The organism is Streptomyces sp. 8N616, assembly GCF_052246385.1.
GTDB lineage: Bacteria > Actinomycetota > Actinomycetes > Streptomycetales > Streptomycetaceae > Streptomyces.
Map to the genome: position 1 here is coordinate 56,968 of NZ_JBQQBY010000018.1, position 24,536 is coordinate 81,503.

Consider the following 24,536-nt stretch of genomic DNA (forward strand, 5'->3'; position numbering starts at 1 on the left):
ATGCATGGCACGACCGAATCCTGGCGCTCGCTGGGCGAGTTGTTCGACGCGCAGGCGGGGCGGTCGCCGGATGCGGTGGCAGTGGTCGGCGAGGGCGGCCGGGAGTGGTCGTACACGGAGCTGGCCGAGCGGGCGGACCGGGTGGCGGGTGTGCTGGCCGCGCGGGGGGTCCGGCGCGGTGACCTCGTGGCGGTGGTGCTGGACCGGTCCGCCGAGCTGGTGGCGGTGTGGCTGGGCGTGGTGAAGGCCGGGGCGGGGTTTGTGCCGGTGGATCCTGCGTATCCGGCGGAGCGGATCGGGTGGATGGTCGAGGACTCGGCGCCCGTGCTGGCGGTGTGCTCCGAGGAGACGCGGGCGTTGGTCCCGGCCGGGGTGGAGTGCCTGGTCTGGGATCCGTCCGCGGAGGCGGCGCCGGCGCCCACGGCCTTGGTGAGCGCGGACGATGTGGCGTACGTGATCTATACGTCGGGGTCGACGGGCCGTCCCAAGGGCGTGCTCGTGACGCACCGCGGCATCGGGAACATGGCGGCCGCGCAGATCGACCGGTTTGCGGTAGACGCTGATGCACGCGTGCTGCAGCTGGCGTCGCTGAGCTTCGACGCGGCGGTCTCCGAGATGTGCATGGCCCTGTTGTCGGGCGCCGCCCTGGTGATGGCCGCCGCCGACAGGCTGCCGCCGAACGGGTCGTTGAGCGAGGCGGTGGCGGAGTTCGGCGTCACGCATGTGACCGTGCCCCCGTCGGTGCTGGCGACGGTGGAGGAGCTTCCGGAGAGCCTGCGCACGCTGGTGGTGGCGGGGGAGGCCTGTGCACCGGCGCTGGTGGAGCGGTGGGCCCACGGGCTGCGGATGATCAATGGGTACGGGCCGACCGAGGTCACCGTGTGCGCGACGATGAGCGCGCCTCTGGAGCCTTCCGGGTCGGTGCCGATCGGCGGGCCGATCACCAACACGCAGGTGTTCGTGCTGGATGAGCACCTGCGGCCGGTCCCCGAGGGAGTGCTGGGCGAGTTGTACGTCGCGGGCCCGGGGCTCGCGCGGGGCTATCTGGGCCGGCCGGGCCTGACCGCGGAGCGGTTCGTCGCCTGCCCGTTCACGGGTGGCCGGATGTACCGCACCGGCGACCTGGCGAAGTGGACCGCCGAAGGCGAGCTGGTCTTCGGTGGCCGCGCCGACGAGCAGGTCAAGGTCCGCGGCTTCCGCGTCGAACCCGGCGAGATCGAGGCCGTCCTCACCCGCCACGAGAGCGTCGGCCAGGCGGCGGTGACGGCCCGCGAAGACCGCCCCGGCGACAAGCGGCTCGTCGCCTACGTCGTCCTCGACGGCGCGGCCGATGCCGCCGAGCTGCGCGACCACGTCGCAGCCCACCTGCCGGAGTACATGGTGCCCACCGCGGTCGTCGTGCTGGACGCGCTCCCGGTCACGGTGAACGGCAAGCTCGACCGCGCTGCCCTCCCCGCCCCCGACTTCACCGACGCGGCGGAGGGTCGCGGTCCGGAGACGCCCACCGAGGAGATCCTCTGCCGGCTGTACTGCGAGGTCCTCGGCCTGGAGTGGGTCAGCGCGGAGGCCTCCTTCTTCGAGCTCGGCGGCGACTCCATTCTGACGATGCTGCTGGTGTCGGTCGCCCGGCGCGCCGGGCTGGTGATCGCCCCGTACCAGGTGTTCGAACTCTGGACCCCGGCCCGCCTCGCCACCGTCGCCGAACCGCTGGACGAGGGCGCTGCGACGGGCGACCGGGCGCGGGGCGCCGGGGACCTTCCGCTCTCCCCGGCCATGCACGAACTGCTGGACCACGAGGGGCCCGTGGGGTTCCGGTCGGCCGTGCTGGAAGTGCCGGCCGGGCTGGACCTGGACGCCGTCGCCCGTGCGCTGCAGGCCCTGGTCGATCGCCACGGCGTGCTGCGGGCCCGGCTGGAGACCTCGCCGGACCGGCGGCTGACCGTACCCGAGGCGGGGTCGGTGTCCGTCCGGCCGTGGACGCGGCGGGTGGCGACGGCAGGCCTGGACGCGGAGGGGCTCCAGCAGGTGCTCGACGCCGAGTCGGCCGCGGCCGGGCGGCGGCTGGACCGGCAGGCCGGGGTGATGGCCCAGGCCGTGTGGTGCGACAACGGGCCGGATGCGCCGGGGCGGCTGCTCGTCGTCGCGGACCGGCTGGTGGTCGATGCGGAGTCCTGGCGGATCCTGCTGCCGGACCTGGCCGCCGCGGTCGCGGGGCGGGAGGCGGCGGTGCCGACGTCGTTCCGCCACTGGACGCAGGCCCTGGCCGCGCAGGCCGGCAGCGCGGAGCGGCGTGCGGAGCTGCCGGCCTGGACCGAACTGCTCGCTGCCGGTGACCCGTTGCTCACGACCCGGCCCGCCGACCCGGCACGCGACGCGGACGCTCCGGTCCGGCACGCCTCCGTACGCATCCCGGCCGAGACCACGGCGGCGCTGCTGACCGGCCTCCCGGCGGCCTTCCACACCGGCGTCGACGCCGTCCTGCTGACCGGCCTGACCGCGGCCCTCGCCGCCTGGCGCGACGGCCAGGACCGGGCCGGCGGCTTCCTCGTGGACGTGGCAGCGCCGGACCACGGGCGTAGCGCCCTGGCCGACGGCGCCGATCTCTCCCGCACCGTGGGCTCGTTCGCCCACAGCCACCCCGCCCGGCTCGACACCGGGGCCCTCGACCTCGCGGTGATCCGCGCCGGCGGCCCCGCCGCGGGCCGGGCCGTGAAGCAGATCAAGGAACAGTTGCGGGCCATCCCCGGCGACGGACTCGGCTACGGCCTGCTGCGCCGTCTCAACCCCGACACCGCCGCCACACTCGCCGCCCTGCCCACCCCCCAGCTCGGCTTCGCCGCCCCGGGCGACGACGACCGGCCGCTCACGCACCCGCTCGAAACCGCGGCCCGGGTCGACGGAGCCGAACTCGTCCTCAGCCTGGCCTGGCCCGAGCCCCTCCTCGACGAGCCGACCGCCCAGCGCCTGCTCGCCGGCTGGGCGGAGATGCTGGCAGGCCTCGCCGCACACGCCGGCGGCGGCCACACGCCGTCCGACTTCCCGCTGGTGACGCTCGACCAGGCCCAGATCGAAGAGCTCGAGGCCGAGGTGCCGGGCGGCCTGGTCGACGTACTGCCGCTGTCACCGCTCCAGGAGGGCCTGCTCTTCCACGCGATGTTCGACGAGCGGGAGCGGGACATCTATGTGGAGCAGAAGGCCCTGGACCTGGAAGGGCCGATGGACGTACGGGCGTTGCGCGCCACCTGGCAGGCACTCGTCGAGCGGCACGGCAGCCTGCGCGCCGGCTTCCGCCGGCTGGTCGGCGTGGACGAGCCCGTCCAGGTGATCGCCCGCCAGGTCGCCCCGCCCTGGCGCGAGGTGGACCTGTCGCACCTCACCCCCCAGGCGGCGCGGGACCGGGCGGACCGGCTGGAGAGCGCGGAGCGGGCCCGCCGCTTCGACCTCGCGGCCCCGCCGCTGGCGCGGATCCTGCTGGTGAAGATGGGCCCCGACCGCTACCGCATGGTCGTCACCCTGCACCACATCGTGCTCGACGGCTGGTCGCTGCGGATCCTCATCCGCGAGCTGTGGGCCGTCTATGCGGCCGGCGGCGACGCCCGCGAGCTGGCGCCGGCCACGCCGTTCGGGGACTATCTGGCCTGGCTGCGCCGCCAGGACCGGGAGGCGGCGCGCGCGGCCTGGCAGCAGGCGCTCGACGGCTTGACCGAGCCGACGACAGTCGCCGCGCTCGACCCGAACGCCGAGCCGGTCCTCACCCGCAAGATTCTGGCCGAGACCGGCGACCATCTGGACGGCGCGCTGCGGGAGCTCGCACGCAGCCACGGCGTCACGTTGAACACCGTGCTGCAGGTGGCCTGGGCCCAGGTCGTCGGCAAGCTCACCGGCAGGCGCGACGTGGTGTTCGGCGCCGCCGTGGCCGGCCGTCCGCCGGAGCTGGCGGGGATGGCGGACATGCTGGGGCTGTTCATCAACACGATCCCCGTACGGGTCCGGCTGCACCCAGCCGACTCGATCGCCGACCTGCTCGCCGTGCTGCAGGCCCAGCAGTCGGCGCTCTTCGACCACCAGCACCTCGGCCTCAAGGAGATCCGGCGCGTGGCCGGCCCGGGCGCCACGTTCGACACCCTGATGGCCTTCGAGAACTTCCACGCGGGCGAGACGGGCCCGGCCGCCCCCCTGCAGCTGACCGCCAGCACGACCCGGATGGCGACCACCTTCCCGCTGACGCTGGGGGTGGATCCGGCGGACGAGCTGAAGTTCTGGCTGGACTACCGCCCGGACGCGTTCGACGAGGAGGCGGCCCGGGGCGTGGTGGAGCGGTTGGTGCGGGTGCTGGAGCAGATGGCGGCGGACCCGGCGCAGCGGCTGAGCGAGGTCGAGGTGCTGAGCCGCGGCGAGCGGGCGCGGGTGCTGGAGGAGTGGAACGCCACCGACCGGGCTGTGCCGGTACGGCCGTTGGGTGAGCTCTTCGACGCGCAGGCGGCTGCGTCCCCGGATGCGGCGGCCGTGGTGGGGGCGGGCGGCCAGGAGTGGTCGTACGCGGAGCTGAGGGAGCGGTCCGACCAGGTGGCGGGCGTGCTGGCCGCGCGCGGTGTGGGGCGCGGGGATTTCGTTGCCGTGGTCCTGGAGCGGTCGGCGGACCTGGTGGCCGTGCTCCTGGGGGTGGTGAAGGCCGGTGCGGGGTTCGTGCCGGTGGATCCTGCCTATCCGGGCGAACGGATCGCGTGGATGGTCGAGGACGCCGCGCCGGTGCTGGCGGTCTGCTCCGAGGAGACGCGGGCGCTGGTTCCGGCCGGGGTGGAGTGCCTGGTCCGGGATCCGTCCGCGGCGGCGGAGCCGGCTCCGGCGGTCCCGGTGGGCGCCGATGACGTGGCGTACGTGATCTACACCTCGGGCTCGACCGGCCGACCCAAGGGCGTCGTCGTGTCCCACCGCGGCATCGGGAACCTGGCCGCTGCCCAGGTGGACCGCTTCGGCGTGGGCGCGGAGTCGCGGGTACTGCAGCTCGCGTCGCTGAGCTTCGACGCCGCGGTCTCCGAGATCTGCATGGCGCTGCTGTCGGGCGCGACTTTGGTGATGGCCGGCGCGGACAGGCTGCCGCCGAAGGCGCCGCTGAGCGAGGCGCTGGCCGAGTTCGGCGTCACGCATGTGACCGTGCCGCCGTCGGTGCTGGCGACGGTGGAGGAGCTGCCGCCGGGTGTACAGACCTTGGTGGTGGCGGGCGAAGCCTGCGCGCCGGGGCTGGTGGAGCGGTGGGCGCCCGGGCGGCGGGTGGTCAACGCGTACGGGCCGACCGAAGTCACCGTCTGCGCGACGATGAGCGTGCCCCTCGACCCGGCCGGGCAGGGCCCGGTGCCGATCGGCCGGCCGATCACCAACGCGAAGGTGTTCGTGCTGGACGCGTTCTTACGGCCCGTGCCCGAGGGCGTGGCAGGTGAGCTGTACGTCGCGGGCCCAGGGCTCGCGCGCGGCTACCTGCGCCGCCCGGGGCTGACGGCGGAACGTTTCGTGGCGTGCCCGTTCACGGGCGGTCGGATGTACCGGACCGGGGACCTCGCGCGGTGGACCGCGGACGGTGAACTGGTCTTCGCGGGCCGCGTCGACGAGCAGGTCAAGGTCCGCGGCTTCCGTGTCGAGCCTGGCGAGGTCGAGACCGTCCTCGCCGGCCATCACAACGTCGGCCAAGTCGCCGTCGTCGTACGGGAGGATCGCCCCGGGGACAAGCGGCTCGTCGCCTATGTCGTCTCCGAAGGCGATGCGGACCCGGCCGCGTTGCGCGATTACGTGGCCGAGCGGTTGCCGGACTACATGGTCCCCGCCGCCGTGATGACCCTCGACGCCCTCCCCATCACGGTGAACGGCAAGCTCGACCGTGCCGCCCTCCCCGCCCCCGACTTCGGCGGCGCCACCGGCCGCGGTCCCGCCACGCCGACCGAGGAGATCCTCTGCGGCCTGTACTGCGAGGTCCTCGGGCTCGAACGCGTCGGCGCCGAAGTGTCGTTCTTCGACCTCGGCGGCGACTCGATCCTCGCCATGAAGCTCATCGCCCGTATCGGCGCCGTCCTCGACACCGAGCTCAACATCGGCGAGCTATTCGCGGCGCCGACGGTGGCCGGGGTCGCCCGCCTCGTCGCGGCGGCGGGTGGTACGGCCGCCCGGGCAGCGCTGACGCCGCGGCCGCGGCCGGAGGTGCTGCCGCTTTCGTACGCCCAGCAGCGCATGTGGTTCCTCAACCAGCTGGAGGAGACCAATCCGGGTGCCGGCGCGGTCTACAACCTGCCGCTCGCCCTGCGGCTCTCCGGCGGACTGGATGTAGCCGCGCTGGAGGCGGCCCTTGGCGATGTCGCCGACCGGCACGAGAGCCTGCGGACGGTCTTTCCCGAGACGGACGGCGAGCCGTGCCAGCAGGTGCTGGAGGGCGAGGCGGGCCGGCCGCGGCTGGTGCTCGTGGAAACCAGCGAGGAGCTCCTCACGGCGGAGCTCGGGGTGCACGCTGACCGCGGCTTCGATGTGACCGTGGATCTGCCGTGGCGGATCCGGCTGCTGAAGACGGGGCCGGCGGAGTATGTGCTGCTGGTCGTGGCGCATCACATCGCGGTCGACGGGTGGTCGATGGGCGTGCTCGCGCGGGATCTGGGGGTGGCTTATGCGGCCCGGCGGGCCGGCGGGGCGCCGGGGTGGGAGCCGCTGCCGGTGCAGTACGCGGACTACGCCCTGTGGCAGCGCGAGATGCTGGGCGACCTCGACGACCCGGACAGCGTGATCAGCGGCCGGCTCGGCTACTGGCGCGAGGCGCTGGCCGGCGCGCCCCAGGAGCTCGCACTGCCGACCGACCGGCCCCGGCCGGCGGTGTCCTCCTTCCGCGGCGGCGAAGTGCCGATCCAGATCACCGCAGAGACCCACGCCCGGCTGTTGGAGGTCGCCCGCCGCGGTCGCGCGACGATGTTCATGGTGGTGCATGCCGCCCTCTCCGTGCTGCTCAGCCGGGTGGGTGCGGGCGACGACATCCCGATGGGCGTGCCGATCGCCGGCCGCGGCGACCCGGCGCTGGACGACCTGGCCGGGTTCTTCGTCAACACCCTGGTCGTCCGCGCCGATCTGAGCGCGGACCCGTCCTTCACGGAGCTGCTGGCCCAGGTGCGGACATCGGACCTGGCCGCGTACGCCCATCAGGACGTGCCCTTCGAACGGCTCGTCGAGGACCTCAACCCGTCCCGCTCGCTCTCCCACAACCCGCTGTTCCAGGTCCTGCTGGCCTTGCAGAGCGTGCCTGCGGCGCAGTGGGCCCTGCCGGGGCTGCAGGTCCGGCAGATACCGGCGGCCGCCCAGGTGCCGGCGCGCTTCGATCTGTCGGTGGACCTGGCCGAGCACCGTGATGAGGCGGGGGCGGCGGCGGGGTTGGGTGGGGCGTTGCTGTATGCGGCGGATCTGTTCGATGAGGGTACGGCGCGGGCGTTGGTGGAGCGTTTGGTGCGGGTGTTGGAGGTTGTGGCGGCTGATCCGGGGGTGCGGGTCAGTGAGATCGATGTGCTGGGGGAGGTGGAGCGGGCGCGGGTGGTGGAGGAGTGGAATGCCACTGGGGCCGTGGTGCCGGGTGGGTCGGTTGTGGAGCGTATCGAGGGGCGGGTTGCGGCGGCGCCGGATGTGGTGGCGGTGCGGTGTGGTGAGCAGGTGTTGTCGTATGGGGAGTTGGACCGGCGGGCGAATCGGCTGGCGCGGTTCCTGGACAGCGCCGGGGTGGGGCGGGAGTCGCGGGTTGCGTTGTGTCTGCCGCGGTCGGTGGAGATGGTGGTGGCGGAGCTGGCGGTGTGGAAGGCCGGTGGTGCCTTTGTGCCGTTGGATCCGGAGTATCCGGTGGACCGGTTGGGCTTCATGGTCGCGGACAGTGGTGCCGAGGTGGTCCTCGGCACGGCCGACTGCTTGGCCGAGGTGGAGCTCGGCGATGCACGCGCCGTCCTTCTCGAGGAGGTCGGCGATCTCTCGGCGGAGCCGCTCGGGACGGAGATCTCGGCAGACCAACTGGCGTATGTGATCTACACGTCGGGTTCGACGGGTCGCCCGAAGGGGGTGGCTGTCGCTCATGGTGGGGTGGCGAATCTCGCTGAGGCGATGCGTCCGGTGCTGGGGATGGATGCGGGTGTGGTGGGGCTGCAGTTCGCGTCCTTCAGCTTCGACGCCGCCGTCCTCGACGTCGTCGTCACCCTCGCCGCTGGCGGCACCCTCGCGGTGGCGACGGCGGACGAGCGCGGTGATCTGCAGGCGCTGGCGGAGATGATCGACGCCGCCGGGGTGGAGGTGGCCAGCGTGGTGCCCTCCCTGCTGGGGGTGCTGGAGCCGGCCGCTGTTCCGGGGGTGCACAACTGGGTGCTGGGAGCGGAGCGGTTGAGTGCCGATCTGGCGGGTCGGTGGTCGGCGAGCGCGCGGGTGTGGAACACGTATGGCCCGACTGAGGCCACCGTCATTACCACTGCCACCGCGACCGCACTGAAGACCGGCCTGGAGGAAGCCCCGCCGATCGGCCGGCCCCTCGCCAACAACAAAGTGTTCGTGCTGGACGAGTTCCTCAAGCCGGTCCCGGAAGGGGTCACGGGTGAGGTCTATATCGCCGGTGCGGGTCTGGCTCGGGGTTACATCGGGCGGCCGGGGCTGTCCGCGGAGCGGTTCGTCGCGTGCCCCTTCGCTGCCCCGGGTGGGCGGATGTATCGCAGCGGCGACCTGGCGAAGTGGACCGCCGACGGCGAACTGGTCTTCGCAGGCCGCATCGATGAGCAGGTCAAGGTCCGCGGTTTCCGTGTGGAGCCGGGTGAGATCGAAGCCGTTATCGCCGCGCACGAGGCTGTGGGTCAGGTCGCGGTTGTGGTCCGTGAGGACGGTCCGGGGGACAAGTGGCTGGTCGCGTATGTGGTCCCCAGTGGGGAGCTGGATGTGGCGGCGGTACGGGAGTTCGCCGCGGGGCGGCTGCCGGAGTACATGGTCCCGGCGGTCGTGGCGCTGGAGGCGCTGCCGTTGACGGTCAACGGCAAGCTGGACCGCTCGGCGCTCCCTGTCCCGGACACTGCCGGGATGGCGGTGGGCCGGGCTGCGGAGACGCCTGCCGAGGTGGTCTTGTGTGGTCTGTTCGCTGAGGTTCTCGGTCTCGATGAGGTCAGCGCGGATGCGTCGTTCTTCGAGTTGGGTGGCGACTCGATCATGTCGATGCTGCTGGTGTCGAGGGCGCGTAAGGCGGGCTTGGTGGTGACGGCGCGGCAGGTGTTCGAGCGTCAGTCTCCGGCGGGCCTGGCCGTGGTTGCCGGGGAGGTCGGTGCCGGTGGCGTCGTCGGCGGCGGTGAGCCGGGCACCGGTGAGGTGCCGCTGACCCCCGTCATGCACGAGTTGCTCGGGCGGGCTGGAGCGGAGCGTATCGGAGGGGTGTATCAGTCGACGGTGGTGGTGGCCCCGGCGGGGATGCGACTGGAGACGCTGATCGACGCCGTCCAGGCAGTCGTTGATCACCACGACATCCTGCGGGCCCGGCTCGAGACCGAGCCCGTACCCCGCCTGGTCGTCCCCCCGACCGCGTCCGCGGCCCCCTGGGTGCACCGGGTCGATGCGACCGCCGGCGATCTGGACCGCCTCATCGCCGAGGAGTCCCGGGCCGCCACGGACCGGCTCGACCCACAGGCGGGTGTGATGGCCCAGGTGGTCTGGTTCGACGCCGGCCCGGACACCCCCGGACGGCTCCTGCTCACCGTCCACCACCTGGCGGTGGACACGCTCTCCCTCCGGATCCTCGTCCCGGATCTCGCGCAGGCCTACGCAGACCTGGCCGTCGGCCGCGAGGTCGCGTTGGAGCCGGTGCCCACCTCCTTCCGGCACTGGGCCCGCGCCCTGCAGGCCGAAGCCACCGGCCGGCCGCGGCTCGCAGAACTCCCTGCCTGGACCCGGCTGCTGCGCGACTCCGACGCGCCGCTCGGCGACCGGCCCCTGGACCCGGCCCGTGACGTGGGCGTCACGCTGCAGCGGGTCTCCGTGACGGCCTCGGCGGAGCTCACCGGCACCCTGCTGACGGCGGTCCCGGCCGCCTTCCACGCCGGGATCGACGATGTGCTGCTCACCGCCCTGGCCTCCGCGGTCACGGAGTGGCGGCGGCACCGCGGGCAGGACGCGGGGGGCGGGGTCCTCGTGGACGTGGAAGGCCACGGCCGGACGGCCGATGGTCTCGATCTGGTCCGTACGGTGGGCTGGTTCACCAGCACCACTCCGGTGCGGCTCGACCCCGCGACGCTGGACTTCGCGGGGCTGCGCGGCGGCGGGCCGGCGGCGGGACGGGCCGTCAAGCAGATCAAGGAACAGCTCCGCGCGGTCCCGGGCGACGGCCTCGGCCACGGCCTGCTCCGGTATCTCAACCCCGAGACCGCGCCCGCCCTCGCCGCGCTGCCCACCGCCCAGATCGGCTTCAACTACCTGGGCCGCTTCGCCGACGGGACACCGGACCGGACAGCCGCCTGGTCCGCCGCCCCCGAAGGCAGCTTCGGCGGCGGAGCGGGCGACAAGGTCCCGCTGGCCCACGCCCTGGAGGCCGTCGGCCTGGTCCGCGACCTGCCGGACGGCCCGCGGCTCACGCTGACGCTCGCCTGGCCCCGGCACATCCAGCACACCGAGGACATGCGGCAACTCGCCGACGGCTGGCTGGCGATGCTCACCGGCCTCGCCACCCACACCACCGGCTCCGGCGGCGGCCACACGCCGTCGGACTTCTCACTGATCACGCTCGACCAGAGCCAGATCGACGCGCTCGAAGCGGAACTCGCGGACAAGGGGGGAGCACGATGACTCAGATGCGAGTCCAGGACGTCTGGCCGCTGTCGCCGCTGCAGGAGGGCCTGCTGTTCCACGCGGTGTACGACGAGCAGGGCACCGACGTCTATGTCGAGCAGCTCGTGCTGGACCTGGCAGGAGACGTCGACTCGGCGGTGCTGCGGGCCTCGTGGCAGGCGCTGCTCGACCGGCACGAGAGCCTGCGCGCCGGCTTCCGGCAGCTGGCCGGGGTGGCGCAGCCGGTGCAGATCATCGCCCGGGGCGTGACCCTGCCGTGGCGGGAGGAGGATCTGTCCGGGCTGGATGCCGATGTGGCCCGGGCGGAGTCGGAGCGGCTGGGGATCGAGGAGCGGGAGCGGCGGTTCGACCTGGCGGTGCCGCCGCTGCTGAAGGTGCTGCTGGTCAAGGTCGGGCCTGACCAGTACCGGATGATGATCACGTTGCACCACATCCTGCTGGACGGCTGGTCGCTGCCGGTGCTGATGCGGGAGTTGTGGACGTGTTACGAGGCCGGGGGCAGCGCCCGCGGTCTGCCGCCCGTCACCCCGTACCGCGACTACCTCGCCTGGCTCGCCCGCCAGAACAAAGAAGCCGCGCGCGACGCCTGGCGGCAGGAGCTGGCGGGTGCGGAGGAGCCGACGCTGGTGGCCCCGGGCGAGCAGTCCGCCGCCGCCCCTGTCGCCTCCGGCAAGGCGGCCACCGACGCCGGCGCGGAGCTCGCCGGCCGGCTGCGGGACCTCGCCCGCCGCAACGGCCTGACCCTGAACACCGTGATCCAGGCCGCCTGGGCCGTCGTGCTCGGCCGGCTGACCGGCCGCCGCGACGTGGTGTTCGGCGCGACGGTGGCGGGGCGGCCCGCGGATCTGCCCGGTATGGAGAGCATGCTGGGGCTCTTCATCAACACGGTGCCCGTACGCGTGCACTTCGACCCCGCGCAGTCGGTCACGGCCATGCTGACGGAGCTGCAGGACCGGCAGTCGGCGCTGCTCGGCCACCAGCACCTGGGCCTCACCGAGATCCAGCGGCTGGCCGGGCCCGGCGCGACGTTCGACACGATCATGGCGTTCGAGAACCACCCCATCGGGGCACAGGAGTCCACCGCGGCCGCTGGGGTGCAGGTCACCGGCACGGCGATGCGGGAGTCCACCAACTTCCCGCTGTCGCTGGGCGTGCACCCGACGGAGGAGCTGCGGCTGCGGCTGGACTACCGGCCGGATCTGTTCGACGCCGAGGCGGCACAGGAGCTCCTTGAGCGCTTGGTACGGGTGTTGGGGCAGATGGCGGCTGATCCGGGGGTGCGGGTCAGTGAGATCGATGTGCTGGGGGAGGTGGAGCGGGCGCGGGTGGTGGAGGAGTGGAATGCCACTGGGGCCGTGGTGCCGGGTGGGTCGGTTGTGGAGCGTATCGAGGGGCGGGTTGCGGCGGCGCCGGATGTGGTGGCGGTGCGGTGTGGTGAGCAGGTGTTGTCGTATGGGGAGTTGGACCGGCGGGCGAATCGGCTGGCGCGCTTCCTGGACAGCGCCGGGGTGGGGCGGGAGTCGCGGGTTGCGTTGTGTCTGCCGCGGTCGGTGGAGATGGTGGTGGCGGAGCTGGCGGTGTGGAAGGCCGGTGGTGCCTTTGTGCCGTTGGATCCGGAGTATCCGGTGGACCGGTTGGGCTTCATGGTCGCGGACAGTGGTGCCGAGGTGGTCCTCGGCACGGCCGACTGCTTGGCCGAGGTGGAGCTCGGCGATGCACGCGCGGTCCTTCTCGAGGACGTCGACGGGTTCTCGGCGGAGCCGCTCGGGACGGAGATCTCGGCAGACCAACTGGCGTATGTGATCTACACGTCGGGTTCGACGGGTCGCCCGAAGGGGGTGGCTGTCGCTCATGGTGGGGTGGCGAACCTTGCTGAGGCGATGCGTCCGGTGCTGGGGATGGATGCGGGTGTGGTGGGGCTGCAGTTCGCGTCCTTCAGCTTTGATGCCGCCGTGCTGGATGTGGTCGTGACGCTGGCCGCGGGTGGCACCTTAGCCGTCGCCACGTCCGCCGAGCGCGGTGATCTGCAGGCGCTGGCGGAGATGATCGACGCCGCCGGGGTGGAGGTGGCGAGCGTGGTGCCCTCCCTGCTGGGGGTGCTGGAGCCGGCTGCTGTTCCGGGGGTGCGCAATTGGGTGCTGGGAGCGGAGCGGTTGAGCGCTGATCTGGCCGACCGGTGGTCGGCCGGCGCCCAGGTGTGGAACACGTATGGCCCGACTGAGGCCACCGTCATTACCACCGCCACCGCGACCGCACTGAAGACCGGCCTGGGGGAAGCCCCGCCGATCGGCCGGCCCCTCGTCAACAACAAGGTGTTCGTGCTGGACGAGTTCCTCAAGCCGGTCCCGGAAGGGGTCACGGGTGAGGTCTATATCGCCGGTGCGGGTCTGGCTCGGGGTTACATCGGGCGGCCGGGGCTGTCCGCGGAGCGGTTCGTCGCGTGCCCCTTCGCTGCCCCGGGTGGGCGGATGTATCGCAGCGGCGACCTGGCGAAGTGGACCGCCGACGGCGAGCTGGTCTTCGCAGGCCGCATCGATGAGCAGGTCAAGGTCCGCGGCTTCCGCGTCGAGCCCGGCGAGATCGAAGCCGTCCTCAGCGGCCACCCGACCGTGGCCCAGGCCGCCGTGGTCATCCGCGAGGACCACCCGGGGGACCGGCGTCTCGTGGCCTACGTGGTCCCCGCCGGCGAGCTCGACCCGGCAGCCCTGCGCGGCCTCGCCGCCAACCGGCTGCCGGAGTACATGATCCCCGCGATCGTGCCCCTCGACGCACTGCCGCTCACCGTCAACGGCAAGCTGGACCGCGCCGCCCTCCCCGCCCCCGACACCGCCGGCACCACCGAGGGCCGCGCCCCCGCCACCCCCACCGAGGAGATCCTCTGCGGGCTCTTCACCGAAGTCCTCGGCCTGAACCAGGTCAGCGCCGACGCCTCCTTCTTCGAGCTCGGCGGCGACTCCCTCCTCGCCATGAAGCTCATCGCCCGCATCCGCCCCGTCCTCGACAGCGAACTGCGCATCGCCGACCTGTTCGCCGCCCCGACCGTCGCCGACGCCGCCCGCCGGATCGACGCCGAGCGCGGCGACGCGCGGCCGCCGCTGGAGCCGCAGCCGCGGCCCGAGCAACTGCCGCTGTCGTACGGGCAGCAGCGGATGTGGTTCCTCAACCGGCTGGAGACGCTCGGAGAGGGAGCCGAGGGCGTCTACAACATGCCGCTCGCGCTGCGGCTCTCCGGCGCCCTCGACACCGGCGCGCTGGACGCCGCCCTCGCCGACGTCGCCGACCGGCACGAGAGCCTGCGGACGGTCTTCCCGGAGACCGACGGCGTACCGCGGCAGCAGGTGCTGGACGGCCCCGCGGCGCATCCGCCGCTGGTGGTCGTCGACGTCCCCGCGGACCAGGTCGAAGCGGAGCTGAGCGCGCACGCCGGCCGCGGCTTCGAGCTGAGCACCGAACTCCCGTGGCGGGCGCGGCTGCTGGTCACCGGACCCACGGAGTACGTGCTGCTCATCGTGGCGCACCACATCGCCGTCGACGGCTGGTCGATGGGCGTCCTCGCGCAGGACCTGAGCACGGCCTACGCGGCCCGTCGGCAGGGCCGGGCGCCGGTGTGGGAGCCGCTGCCCGTGCAGTACGCCGACTTCGCCCTCTGGCAGCGGCAGCTTCTGGGGGAGCAGGGCGACGCGGACAGCCTGCTGAGCGATCAACTCGCCTACTGGCACGACGCCCTGGCGGGCGCGCCGCAGGAGCTGGCGCTGCCGACAGACCGGCCGCGCCCGGCGGTGTCGTCGTACGCGGGCGGCCTGGTCCCCCTCCGGATCGACGCCCGCACCCATGCCCGCCTCGTCGAGGTCGCCCAGCGCGGCGGGGCCACGGTTTTCATGGTCGTGCACGCCGCGCTGGCGGCGCTCCTCGCCCGGATGGGCGCCGGCACGGACATCCCCATCGGCACGGCCACCGCCGGCCGCGGCGACGCGGCGCTGGACGGGCTGACCGGCTTCTTCGTCAACACGCTCGTGCTGCGCACCGACCTGAGCGGCGACCCCGCCTTCACCGAGCTCCTGGCCCGGGTACGGGAGACCGACCTGGCCGCGTACGCCCACCAGGACGTGCCCTTCGAGCACCTCGTCGAGGACCTCGCGCCGTCGCGCTCGCTGTCCCGCAACCCGCTGTTCCAGGTCATGCTGTCGCTGCGGAACGTCCCGTCCGCGCAGTGGGACCTGCCCGGTCTCCAGGTCCGGCTGACCCCGCCCGGCTCTCTCGCCGCCCGCTTCGACCTGTCGGTCGACCTGTCCGAACACCGCGACGACGACGGCAGCCCGGCCGGCATCGGCGGCGAGATCTTCTACGCCACCGAGCTGTTCGACGAGGACACCGTTCAGGACCTGGCCCGGCGGCTGGCGCGGGTGCTGGAGCAGATCGCCGCCGACCCCGCCGCGCCCCTCAGCCGGCTGCAGATCCTGGACCCGGCCGAGCGGCGCACCGTCGTCCAGGACTGGAACCGCACGGCCCGGGACGTGCCGGAGGGCACGCTGGCCGAGCTGTTCGAAGCACAGGTGCAGCGGACCCCCGATGCCGTGGCCGTCGTCGGGGCGGAGCGCAGCCTGACGTATGCACAGCTGGAGGAGCAGAGCAACCGGCTGGCGCACGAGCTGATCGCCCGCGGCGTCGGTCCCGAGGACCTGGTCGGCGTGGCCATGGAGCGGTCCGTCGAGCTGATGGCCGTGCTGCTGGCCGTGGTCAAGGCAGGCGCGGGCTATCTGCCCATCGACCCCCGGTATCCGGCGCAGCGGATCGCGTTCATGCTGGCCGACGCCCGGCCGAAGCTGATGCTGTGCACCGGCGGGACCGAGGTCGCGCCGGCCGCCGGCACGCTGCCCCGGCTGGTCCTCGACGACCCGGAGGTGACCACCGCGCTGGCGGCCCGCCCGGCCACCGCCCCCGGCGACGCGGACCGCATCCGGCCGCAGCGGCTGCAGCACCCCGCGTACGTCATCTACACCTCCGGCTCCACCGGCACCCCGAAGGGCGTCGTGGTCACCCACGGCGGAGTGGGCAGCCTGGCGGCGAGCCACATCGCACGGTTCCGGCCCGAACCCGGCGCGCGCATTCTGCAGTTCGCCTCGCCGAGCTTCGACGCCGCGTTCGCCGAGTTCTGCACCGCCCTGCCCGCGGGTGCCGCCCTCGTCATGGCGGACCGCGACATGCTGCCGCCGTACGGGTCGCTGGCAGGCGTGGCCGCCGAGTTCGGCGTGACGCATCTGACCGCGCCGCCGTCCGTGCTCGCCGCCGCCGACGAGCTGCCCGCCACCGTGACCACCGTCGCGGTCGCGGGCGAGGTGTGCCCGCCCGCGCTGGTCGGACGGCTGGCGCCGGGCCGGCGGATGATGAACGCGTACGGCCCCACCGAGGCCACCGTCTGCGTCACCTTGAGCGACCCGCTCACCCCGGCTGACGCCGACGCCCCCGTGCCGATCGGACGGCCGCTCGAGAACGGGCAGACGTATGTCCTGGACGAGTTCCTGCAGCCCGTCCCCGCCGGCGTCACGGGAGAGCTCTATCTCGCCGGCCCCGGCCTGGCCCGCGGCTATCTCGGCCGCTCGGCGCTGACCGCCGAGCGCTTCGTGGCCTGCCCGTTCGCTGCCGTCGACGAACCCGGCCACCCCGGCGGGCGGATGTACCGCACCGGGGATCTGGCCTACTGGACCCCCGACGGCCGGCTCGTCGTCGTCGGCCGGGCCGACACCCAGATCAAGATCCGCGGCTTCCGGGTGGAGCCCGGCGAGATCGAGGCCGCGCTGGCCGCCCACCCGGCCGTCGGCCGGTCCGCCGTCGTGGTCCGCGAGGACCGCCCCGGGGACAGGCGGCTCGTCGCCTACGTCGTCCCCGAGGGCACCGAAGAGCCGGGCGGGCTGCGGGAGTACGTGGCCGAGCGGCTGCCGGACTATCTGGTCCCGGCCGCGGTGATGGTCCTCGACTCCCTCCCCGTCACGGTGAACGGCAAGCTCGACCGCGACGCCCTGCCCGCCCCCGACTACGCGGGCCTTACCGGCCGGCGCGCGCCCGCGACCCCCATCGAGGAGGCGCTGTGCGGGCTGTTCGCCGACATCCTCGGCCTCGACCAGGTCGGCGTCGACGCGTCGTTCTTCGAGCTGGGCGGTGACTCGCTGCAGGCGATGCGGCTGATCGCCCGGATCCGCGCCGTCCTGGACGCCGAGCTGAGCATCCGGCAGCTGTTCGCCGAGCCGACCGTCGCCGGGGTCGCCCGGCAGCTCGCCGGTGGGGGAGACGTGCAGCTGTCGCTCACGCCGCAGCCCCGGCCGGAGGTCGTGCCGCTGTCGTTCGGGCAGCAGCGGATGTGGTTCGTCAACCAGATGGAGGAGGCCCAACAGGGCGGCGAGGCCGCGTACAACCTGCCGCTGCGCTACCGCATCTCCGGCGACCTCGATGTCGCCGCGCTGGAAGCCGCCCTGCGCGACCTCGCCGACCGGCACGAGAGCCTGCGCACGATCTACCCCGAGACGGACGGCGTGCCGCGCCAGCAGGTCCTCGAAGGCCTGGCCGGCCGGCCGCCGCTGGTCGTCCTCGACACCCCCGGCGACCGGGTCGAGCAGGTGCTCGCCGAGCAGACCGAGGAGCGCTTCGACCTGAGCGCCGACCTCCCGTGGCGGATCCGGCTGCTGAAGACCGGTCACGCCGAGTACGTGCTGCTGATCGTCGCGCACCACATCGCGGTCGACGGCTGGACGATGGACCTGCTCCTCAAGGACCTCGAACTGGCCTACACGGCCCGGCTGCACGGTCGCCGGCCGGCCTGGGAGCCGCTGCCGGTGCAGTACGCCGACTACGCACTCTGGCAGCGCCGGCTGCTCGGCGACCTGGACGCCCCCGACAGCCTGATCAGCGCCCAGCTGGACTACTGGCGGCAGACCCTGGCCGGCGCGCCCCAGGAGCTCGCGTTGCCGGCCGACCGGTCCCGGCCCGCGGTGTCCTCGTACCGTGGCGGGGCGGCCGGGGTGCGGATCGACGTGCCCGCCCATGCCCGGCTGGTGGAGGTCGCAAGACGCGGCGACGCCACGATGTTCATGGTCGTGCACGCGGCGCTGGCGCTGCTGCTGTCCCGGCTGGGCGCCGGGCAGGACATCCCCGTCGGCACGGCCGTCGCCGGCCGCGGCGACGCCGCGCTGGACGGATTGGCCGGCTTCTTCGTCAACACCCTGGTGCTGCGTACGGACCTGAGCGACGACCCCACCTTCGAGCAGCTGCTGGCCCGGGTGCGGGAGACCGACCTGGCCGCGTACGCGCATCAGGACCTGCCCTTCGAGCACCTCGTCGAGGACCTCAACCCCGCCCGCTCGCTGGCCCGGCACCCGCTGTTCCAGGTCATGCTCTCCGTGCAGACGATGCCGCCCGGGCAGTGGGAGCTGCCGGGCGTCCAGGTGCGGCCGATGACGCCCGGGGCAGCGGCGGCCCGGGTCGACATGTCGCTGACCCTGGCGGAGCACCGGGACGGCGAGGGCAACCCGGCGGGCATCGACGGCGATCTGCTGTATGCCACGGACCTGTTCGACGAGGCCACCGCGCGCGTGGTGGCGGAGCGGCTGGTGCGGGTGCTGGAGCAGATCGCCTCGGATCCGGCGGCGCGGCTGAGCGAGGTCGAAGTGCTCGGCGGCGCGGAGCGGGCGCGGTTGGTGGAGGAGTGGAACGCCACCGAGCTGGCTGTGCCGGTACGGCCGTTGGGTGAACTGTTCGACGTGCAGGCGGGGCGGTCGCCGGATGCGGTGGCGGTGGTGGGTGCGGGCGGTCTGGAGTGGTCGTACGCGGAGCTGGCCGAGCGGGCGGACCGGGTGGCGGGTGTGCTGGCCGCGCGGGGTGTGGGGCGTGGCGATCTCGTGGCGGTGGTGCTGGACCGGTCCGTCGAGCTGGTGGCGGTGTGGCTGGGGGTGGTGAAGGCCGGGGCGGGGTTTGTGCCGGTGGATCCTGCGTATCCGGCGGAGCGGATCGGGTGGATGGTCGAGGACTCGGCGCCTGCGCTCGTCCTCTGCTCCGAGGAGACGCGGGTGTTGGTTCCGGCCGGGGTGGAGTGCCTGGTGTGGGATCCGTCCGCGGAGGCGGCGCCGGCCCCCACGGCCTTGATGAGTGCGGACGATGTGGCGTACGTGATCTATACGTCGGGGTCGACGGGCCGTCCCAAGGGTGTGGCGGTGACGCACCGCGGCATCGGGAACCTCGCGGCTGCCCAGATCGACCGGTTCGAGGTGGATGCGGGTTCGCGGGTGCTGCAGCTGGCGTCGCTGAGCTTCGACGCGGCGGTCTCCGAGATGTGCATGGCCCTGTTGTCGGGCGCCGCCCTGGTGATGGCCGACGCCGACAAGCTCCCGCCGAACGGGTCGTTGACCGAAGCGGTGACGGAGTTCGGCGTCACCCATGTGACCGTGCCGCCGTCCGTGCTGGCGACGGTGGAGGAGCTGCCGCAGAGCCTGCGCACCCTCGTGGTGGCGGGTGAAGTGTGCCCGCCGGCGCTGGTGGAGAAGTGGGCGCCGGGGCGACGGATGGTCAATGCGTACGGGCCGACCGAGGTCACCGTCTGCGCCACCATGAGCGCGCCTCTGGAGCCATCCGGACCGATATCCATCGGCCGTCCGATCTCCAACACCGGCGTCTATGTGCTGGATGAGCACCTGCGGCCGGTCCCCGTGGGTGTGCTGGGTGAGCTGTACGTCGCGGGCCCCGGCCTCGCCCGCGGCTATCTGGGCCGCCCGGGGCTGACGGCGGAACGTTTCGTGGCGTGCCCGTTCACGGGCGGCCGGATGTACCGCACCGGGGACCTGGCGAAGTGGACGGCCGACGGCGAGCTGGTCTTCGGCGGCCGTACGGACGAGCAGGTCAAGGTCCGCGGCTTCCGCATCGAGCCTGGCGAGGTCGAGGCCGTCCTCGCCGGCCACCAGAATGTCGGCCAAGTCGCCGTCGTCGTACGGGAGGACCGCCCCGGGGACAAGCGGCTCGTCGCCTATGTCGTCCCCGAAGGCGATGCGGACCCGGCCGCGTTGCGCGACTACGTGGCCGAGCGGTTGCCGGACTACATGGTCCCCGCCGCCGTGATGACCCTCGACGCCCTCCCCATCACGGTGAACGGCAAGCTCGACCGTGCCGCCCTCCCCGCCCCCGACTTCACCGACGCCGCAGAGGGTCGCGGTCCGGCCACCCCCACCGAAGAGATGCTCAGCGGCCTCTACTGCGAGGTCCTCGGCCTGGAGTGGGTCAGCGCCGACGCCTCCTTCTTCGACCTCGGCGGCGACTCCCTCCTCGCCATGCGGCTCATCGCCCGGATCCGCGCCGTCCTCGATGCCGAGGTCAGCATCGGCGAGCTGTTCGCCGCCCCCACCGTCGCCGGCGTCGCCCAGCTGGTGGGCGAGCTCGCCGGCGAGTCCCGGGCGCCGTTGACGGCGCGGCCGCGGCCGGAGGTGCTGCCGCTGTCGTTCGAGCAGCAGCGGATGTGGTTCCTCAACCGGCTCGAAGGCGCCGGCGAGGGCGCCGCGTACAACCTCCCCCTGGCCCTGCGGCTCTCCGGCGACCTCGACGTCGCCGCGCTGGAAGCTGCCCTTGGCGACGTCGCCGACCGGCACGAGAGCCTGCGGACGGTCTTCCCGGAGACCGCGGGCGTCCCCCGCCAGCAGGTCGTGCACGGCGCGGCGGGCCGGCCCTCGCTGACGGTGGTGCACGCCGCCGCGGACGAGGTGCCCGGGCAGCTCGCGGCGTACGCGAACAAGGTGTTCGACGTCCGCACCGAACTGCCCTGGCGCGTACGGCTCCTGGTGACCGGCCCGGCCGAGTACGTACTCCTGGGCGCTGTCCACCACATCGCCGCCGACGGCTGGTCGATGGGCATCCTCGCGCGCGACATCGGCGCCGCCTACGCGGCCCGATGCGCGGGCCGGCTCCCGGGCTGGGAGCCGCTGCCGGTGCAGTACGGGGACTACGCGCTCTGGCAGCGCGAGGTGCTCGGCGAGCTCGACGATCCGGACAGCCTGGTCAGCGGGCAGCTGGACTACTGGCGGCAGGCGCTCGCCGGCGCCCCGCAGGAGCTGGACCTGCCGACCGACCGGCCCCGCCCGGCGGTGTCCTCGTTCACCGGCGGCGAGATGCCGTTCGAGGTGGACGCACAGACCCACGCCCGGCTGGTGGAGCTCGCCCAGCGCGGCCGGGCGACGATGTTCATGGTGATGCACGCCGCGATCACCACCCTCCTCTCGCGGATGGGCGCCGGCACGGACATCCCCATCGGCACGGCGACCGCGGGCCGCGGCGACGCCGCGCTGGACGGGCTGGCCGGCTTCTTCATCAACACCCTGGTGCTGCGCACCGACCTGAGCGGCGACCCGTCGGCCGCCGAACTGCTGGACCGCGTCCGGCAGACCGACCTGGCCGCGTACGCGCATCAGGATGTGCCGTTCGAGCGGTTGGTCGAGGACCTCAACCCGGCCCGCTCGCTGGGCCGGCACCCGCTGTTCCAGGTGTCGCTCACCATGCAGAACCTGCCGCAGAGCCGTCGGCAGTGGGAGCTGTCCGGGCTGGAGGTGAGCGGTCTGCCGGCCGCCTCGCCGGCGGCCCGGTTCGATCTGTCGGCGACGGTGGCCGAACGGCGCGACGAGGATGGGGCGCCGGCGGGGCTGGCGGGCTCGCTGTTGTATGCGACTGATCTGTTCGATGAGGGCACGGTGCGGTTGTTGGCGCAGCGGTTGGTGCGGGTGTTGGAGCAGGTGGCGGTTGATCCGCGGGCGCGGGTCAGTGAGATCGATGTGCTGGCGGAGAGCGAGCGGGCGCGGGTGGTGGCGGAGTGGAATGCCACTGAGCGTCCGGTGCCGGCGGCGTCGTTGGTGGAGTTGTTCGCGGCGCAGGTCGCGGCGGTGCCGGATGCGGTGGCTGTGGTGGGTGTGGACGGCCGGGAGTGGTCGTACGGGGAGTTGGCCGAGCGTTCGGACTCGGTGGCGTGTGAGCTTGCGGCCCGGGGTGTGGGGCGTGGGGATCTGGTCGGCGTGGTGATGGAGCGGTCGGCGGAGCTGGTGGCGGTGCTGCTGGGGGTGGCGAAGGCTGGTGCCGGTTATGTGCCGGTGGATACGGCGTGGCCGGTGGCGCGGCGGGAGTTGGTGCTGGGTCAGGTCGGGTTGGTGGTGGCGGGCCGGGTGCTGGAGGTGCCGGGTGCGGTGCCGGTGGAGGAGTTGTTCGGTGGGCGGGGCGGCGTGCCGGATGTGGTGCTCTCGGCGCAGGATGTGGCGTATGTGATGTTCACGTCCGGCTCCACGGGCGTCCCGAAGGGCGTGGCGGTCAGCCACGGAGCCGTGGCCGCGCTGCTCACCGACCGGTGCTGGAGCGCGGCGGCGCGCGATCGCGTTCTGCTGCATGCGCCGCATGCGTTCGATGTGTCGACGTACGAGATATGGGTGCCGCTGGTCAGTGGTGGCCGGGTGGTGGTGGCGCCGCCGGGTCCGATGGACGCGGGCACGCTGGCGGGTCTGGTGCGGGCACATGGGCTGACGGCGGTGCATGTGACGGCCGGTCTGTTCGGTGTGCTGGCGGAGGAGTCGCCGGAGTGCCTGTCGGGTCTGGCTGAGGTGCTGACCGGCGGTGACGTGGTGCCCGCGGGGGCGATCGCCCAGGTCAAGGCCGCTTGCCCGGAGATCGAGATCCGGCACATGTACGGGCCTACCGAGACCACTCTGTGCGCCACGACCCACGTCATTCCCGCTGCGGCCCAGGCTCCGGCGGTGCTGCCGATCGGCCGGCCGCGCGGCAACACCAAGGCTTTCGTCCTCGACGAGTACCTCAAGCCCGTCCCCGTCGGGGTGATGGGCGAGCTCTATCTCGCCGGCGCCGGCGTCGCCCGCGGGTACACGGGGCACCCCGGCCTCACGGCCGAGCGCTTCGTCGCCGCGCCCTTCGTCGAGCCGGGGGCACGGATGTACCGCACCGGGGACCTCGCGCGGTGGACCGCGGACGGTGAACTGGTCTTCGCGGGCCGGGCGGACGAGCAGGTGAAGATCCGCGGCTTCCGGGTGGAGCCGGGGGAGATCGAGGCCGTGCTCGCTGCTCACGAGAGCGTGGGCCAGGTTGCGGTCGTCGTACGGGAGGACCGCGAGGGCGACAAGCGGCTCGTCGCCTATCTCGTACCCGACGGTGCGGCGGACCTGGCCGGGCTGCGGGAGTACGTGGCCGAGCGGCTGCCGGACTACATGGTCCCGGCCGCCTTCGTCACCCTCGACACCCTCCCCGTCACCGTCAACGGCAAGCTCGACCGCTCCGCCCTCCCCGCCCCCGACTTCGGCGGCGCCACCGGGCGCGGCCCCGCCACCCCGGCCGAGGAGATCGTCGCTGGGCTCTTCGGCGAGGTGCTCGGGCTGGACTGGGTGGACACGGAGGCCTCGTTCTTCGACCTCGGCGGCGACTCCCTCCTGGCCATGCGGCTCATCGCCCGCATCCGTGCCGTCCTTGGGGCGGAGCTCACCATCGGCGAGCTCTTCGCCGCTCCCTCGGTCGCCGGCGTCGCCCGGCTGGCCGGCGCGGCAGCCGGCCAGACGCGCTCGGCGCTGACGGCGCGGCCGCGGCCGGAGGTGCTGCCGCTGTCGTTCGAGCAGCAGCGGATGTGGTTCCTCAACCGGCTCGAAGGCGCGGGCGAGGGCGCGGCGTACAACCTCCCCCTGGCCCTGCGGATGTCCGGCGACCTGGACATCGCGGCCCTGGAGACCGCCCTTGGCGACGTCGCCGACCGGCACGAGAGCCTGCGCACGGTCTTCCCGGAGACCGCGGGCGTCCCCCGCCAGCAGGTGCTCGAAGGCGCCGCCGGCCGGCCGCCGCTGGTCGTGGTGGACACCACCGAGGACGAGATCGAGGGTGCCCTCACGGCCCACGTGGGCCGCGGCTTCGACGTCAGCGTCGACCTACCCTGGCGGATCCGGCTGCTCAGGACCGGCCCCACGGACTACATCCTGCTGATCGTGGCGCACCACATCGCGGTCGACGGCTGGTCGATGGGCGTCCTCGCGCAGGACCTGGAGACGGCCTACACCGCCCGACGGCAGGGCCGGCTCCCGGGCTGGGAGCTGCTGCCCGTGCAGTACGCGGACTACGCCCTCTGGCAGCGCACGGAGCTGGGCGAGCTCGACGATCCGGACAGCCTGGTCAGCGGGCAGCTGGACTACTGGCGGCAGGCGCTCGCCGGCGCGCCGGAGGAGCTGGACCTGCCGACCGACCGGCCCCGCCCGGCCGCGTCGTCGTTCCGCGGGCGCACCCTGCCGGTGGAGGTGGACGCACAGACCCACGCCCGGCTGGTGGAGCTGGCGCGGCACGGCCGGGCGACGATGTTCATGGTCGTGCACGCCGCGCTGGCGGTGCTGCTGTCCCGGATGGGCGCGGGCCAGGACATCCCGGTCGGCACGGCGACCGCGGGCCGCGGTGACGCGGCGCTGGACGGGCTGGCCGGCTTCTTCGTCAACACCCTGGTGCTGCGCACCGACCTGAGCGCCGACCCGGGCTTCGACGAGCTGCTGACCCGGGTGCGGGAGGCCGATCTGGCCGCGTACGCGCATCAGGATGTGCCGTTCGAGCGGCTGGTCGAGGACCTCAACCCGGCCCGGTCGCTCTCCCGGAACCCGCTGTTCCAGATCACGCTCGTCCTGCAGAACCTGCCCGCGTCCCAGGGGCGGTGGAATCTGCCCGGGCTGCAGGTC

2 protein-coding genes (1 of these 2 running past the window's edge) are annotated in these 24,536 nt (G+C 73.2%); both read left to right on the plus strand.

Annotated features, from left to right (window positions below; all coding sequences use genetic code 11):
- Complete coding sequence (locus tag ACTWQC_RS18290) at positions 1-10,812, plus strand: amino acid adenylation domain-containing protein (RefSeq protein WP_443316779.1); 10,812 nt, start codon at positions 1-3, stop codon at positions 10,810-10,812.
- Positions 10,809-24,536, plus strand: partial view of a non-ribosomal peptide synthase/polyketide synthase gene (locus ACTWQC_RS18295; RefSeq protein WP_443316780.1) — the 5' portion only. It continues 6,687 nt past the right edge of the window; 13,728 of the gene's 20,415 nt are visible here — the first part of the coding sequence; the start codon lies at positions 10,809-10,811; the stop codon falls past the right edge of the window. The genes ACTWQC_RS18290 and ACTWQC_RS18295 overlap by 4 nt, the downstream gene beginning before the upstream one ends.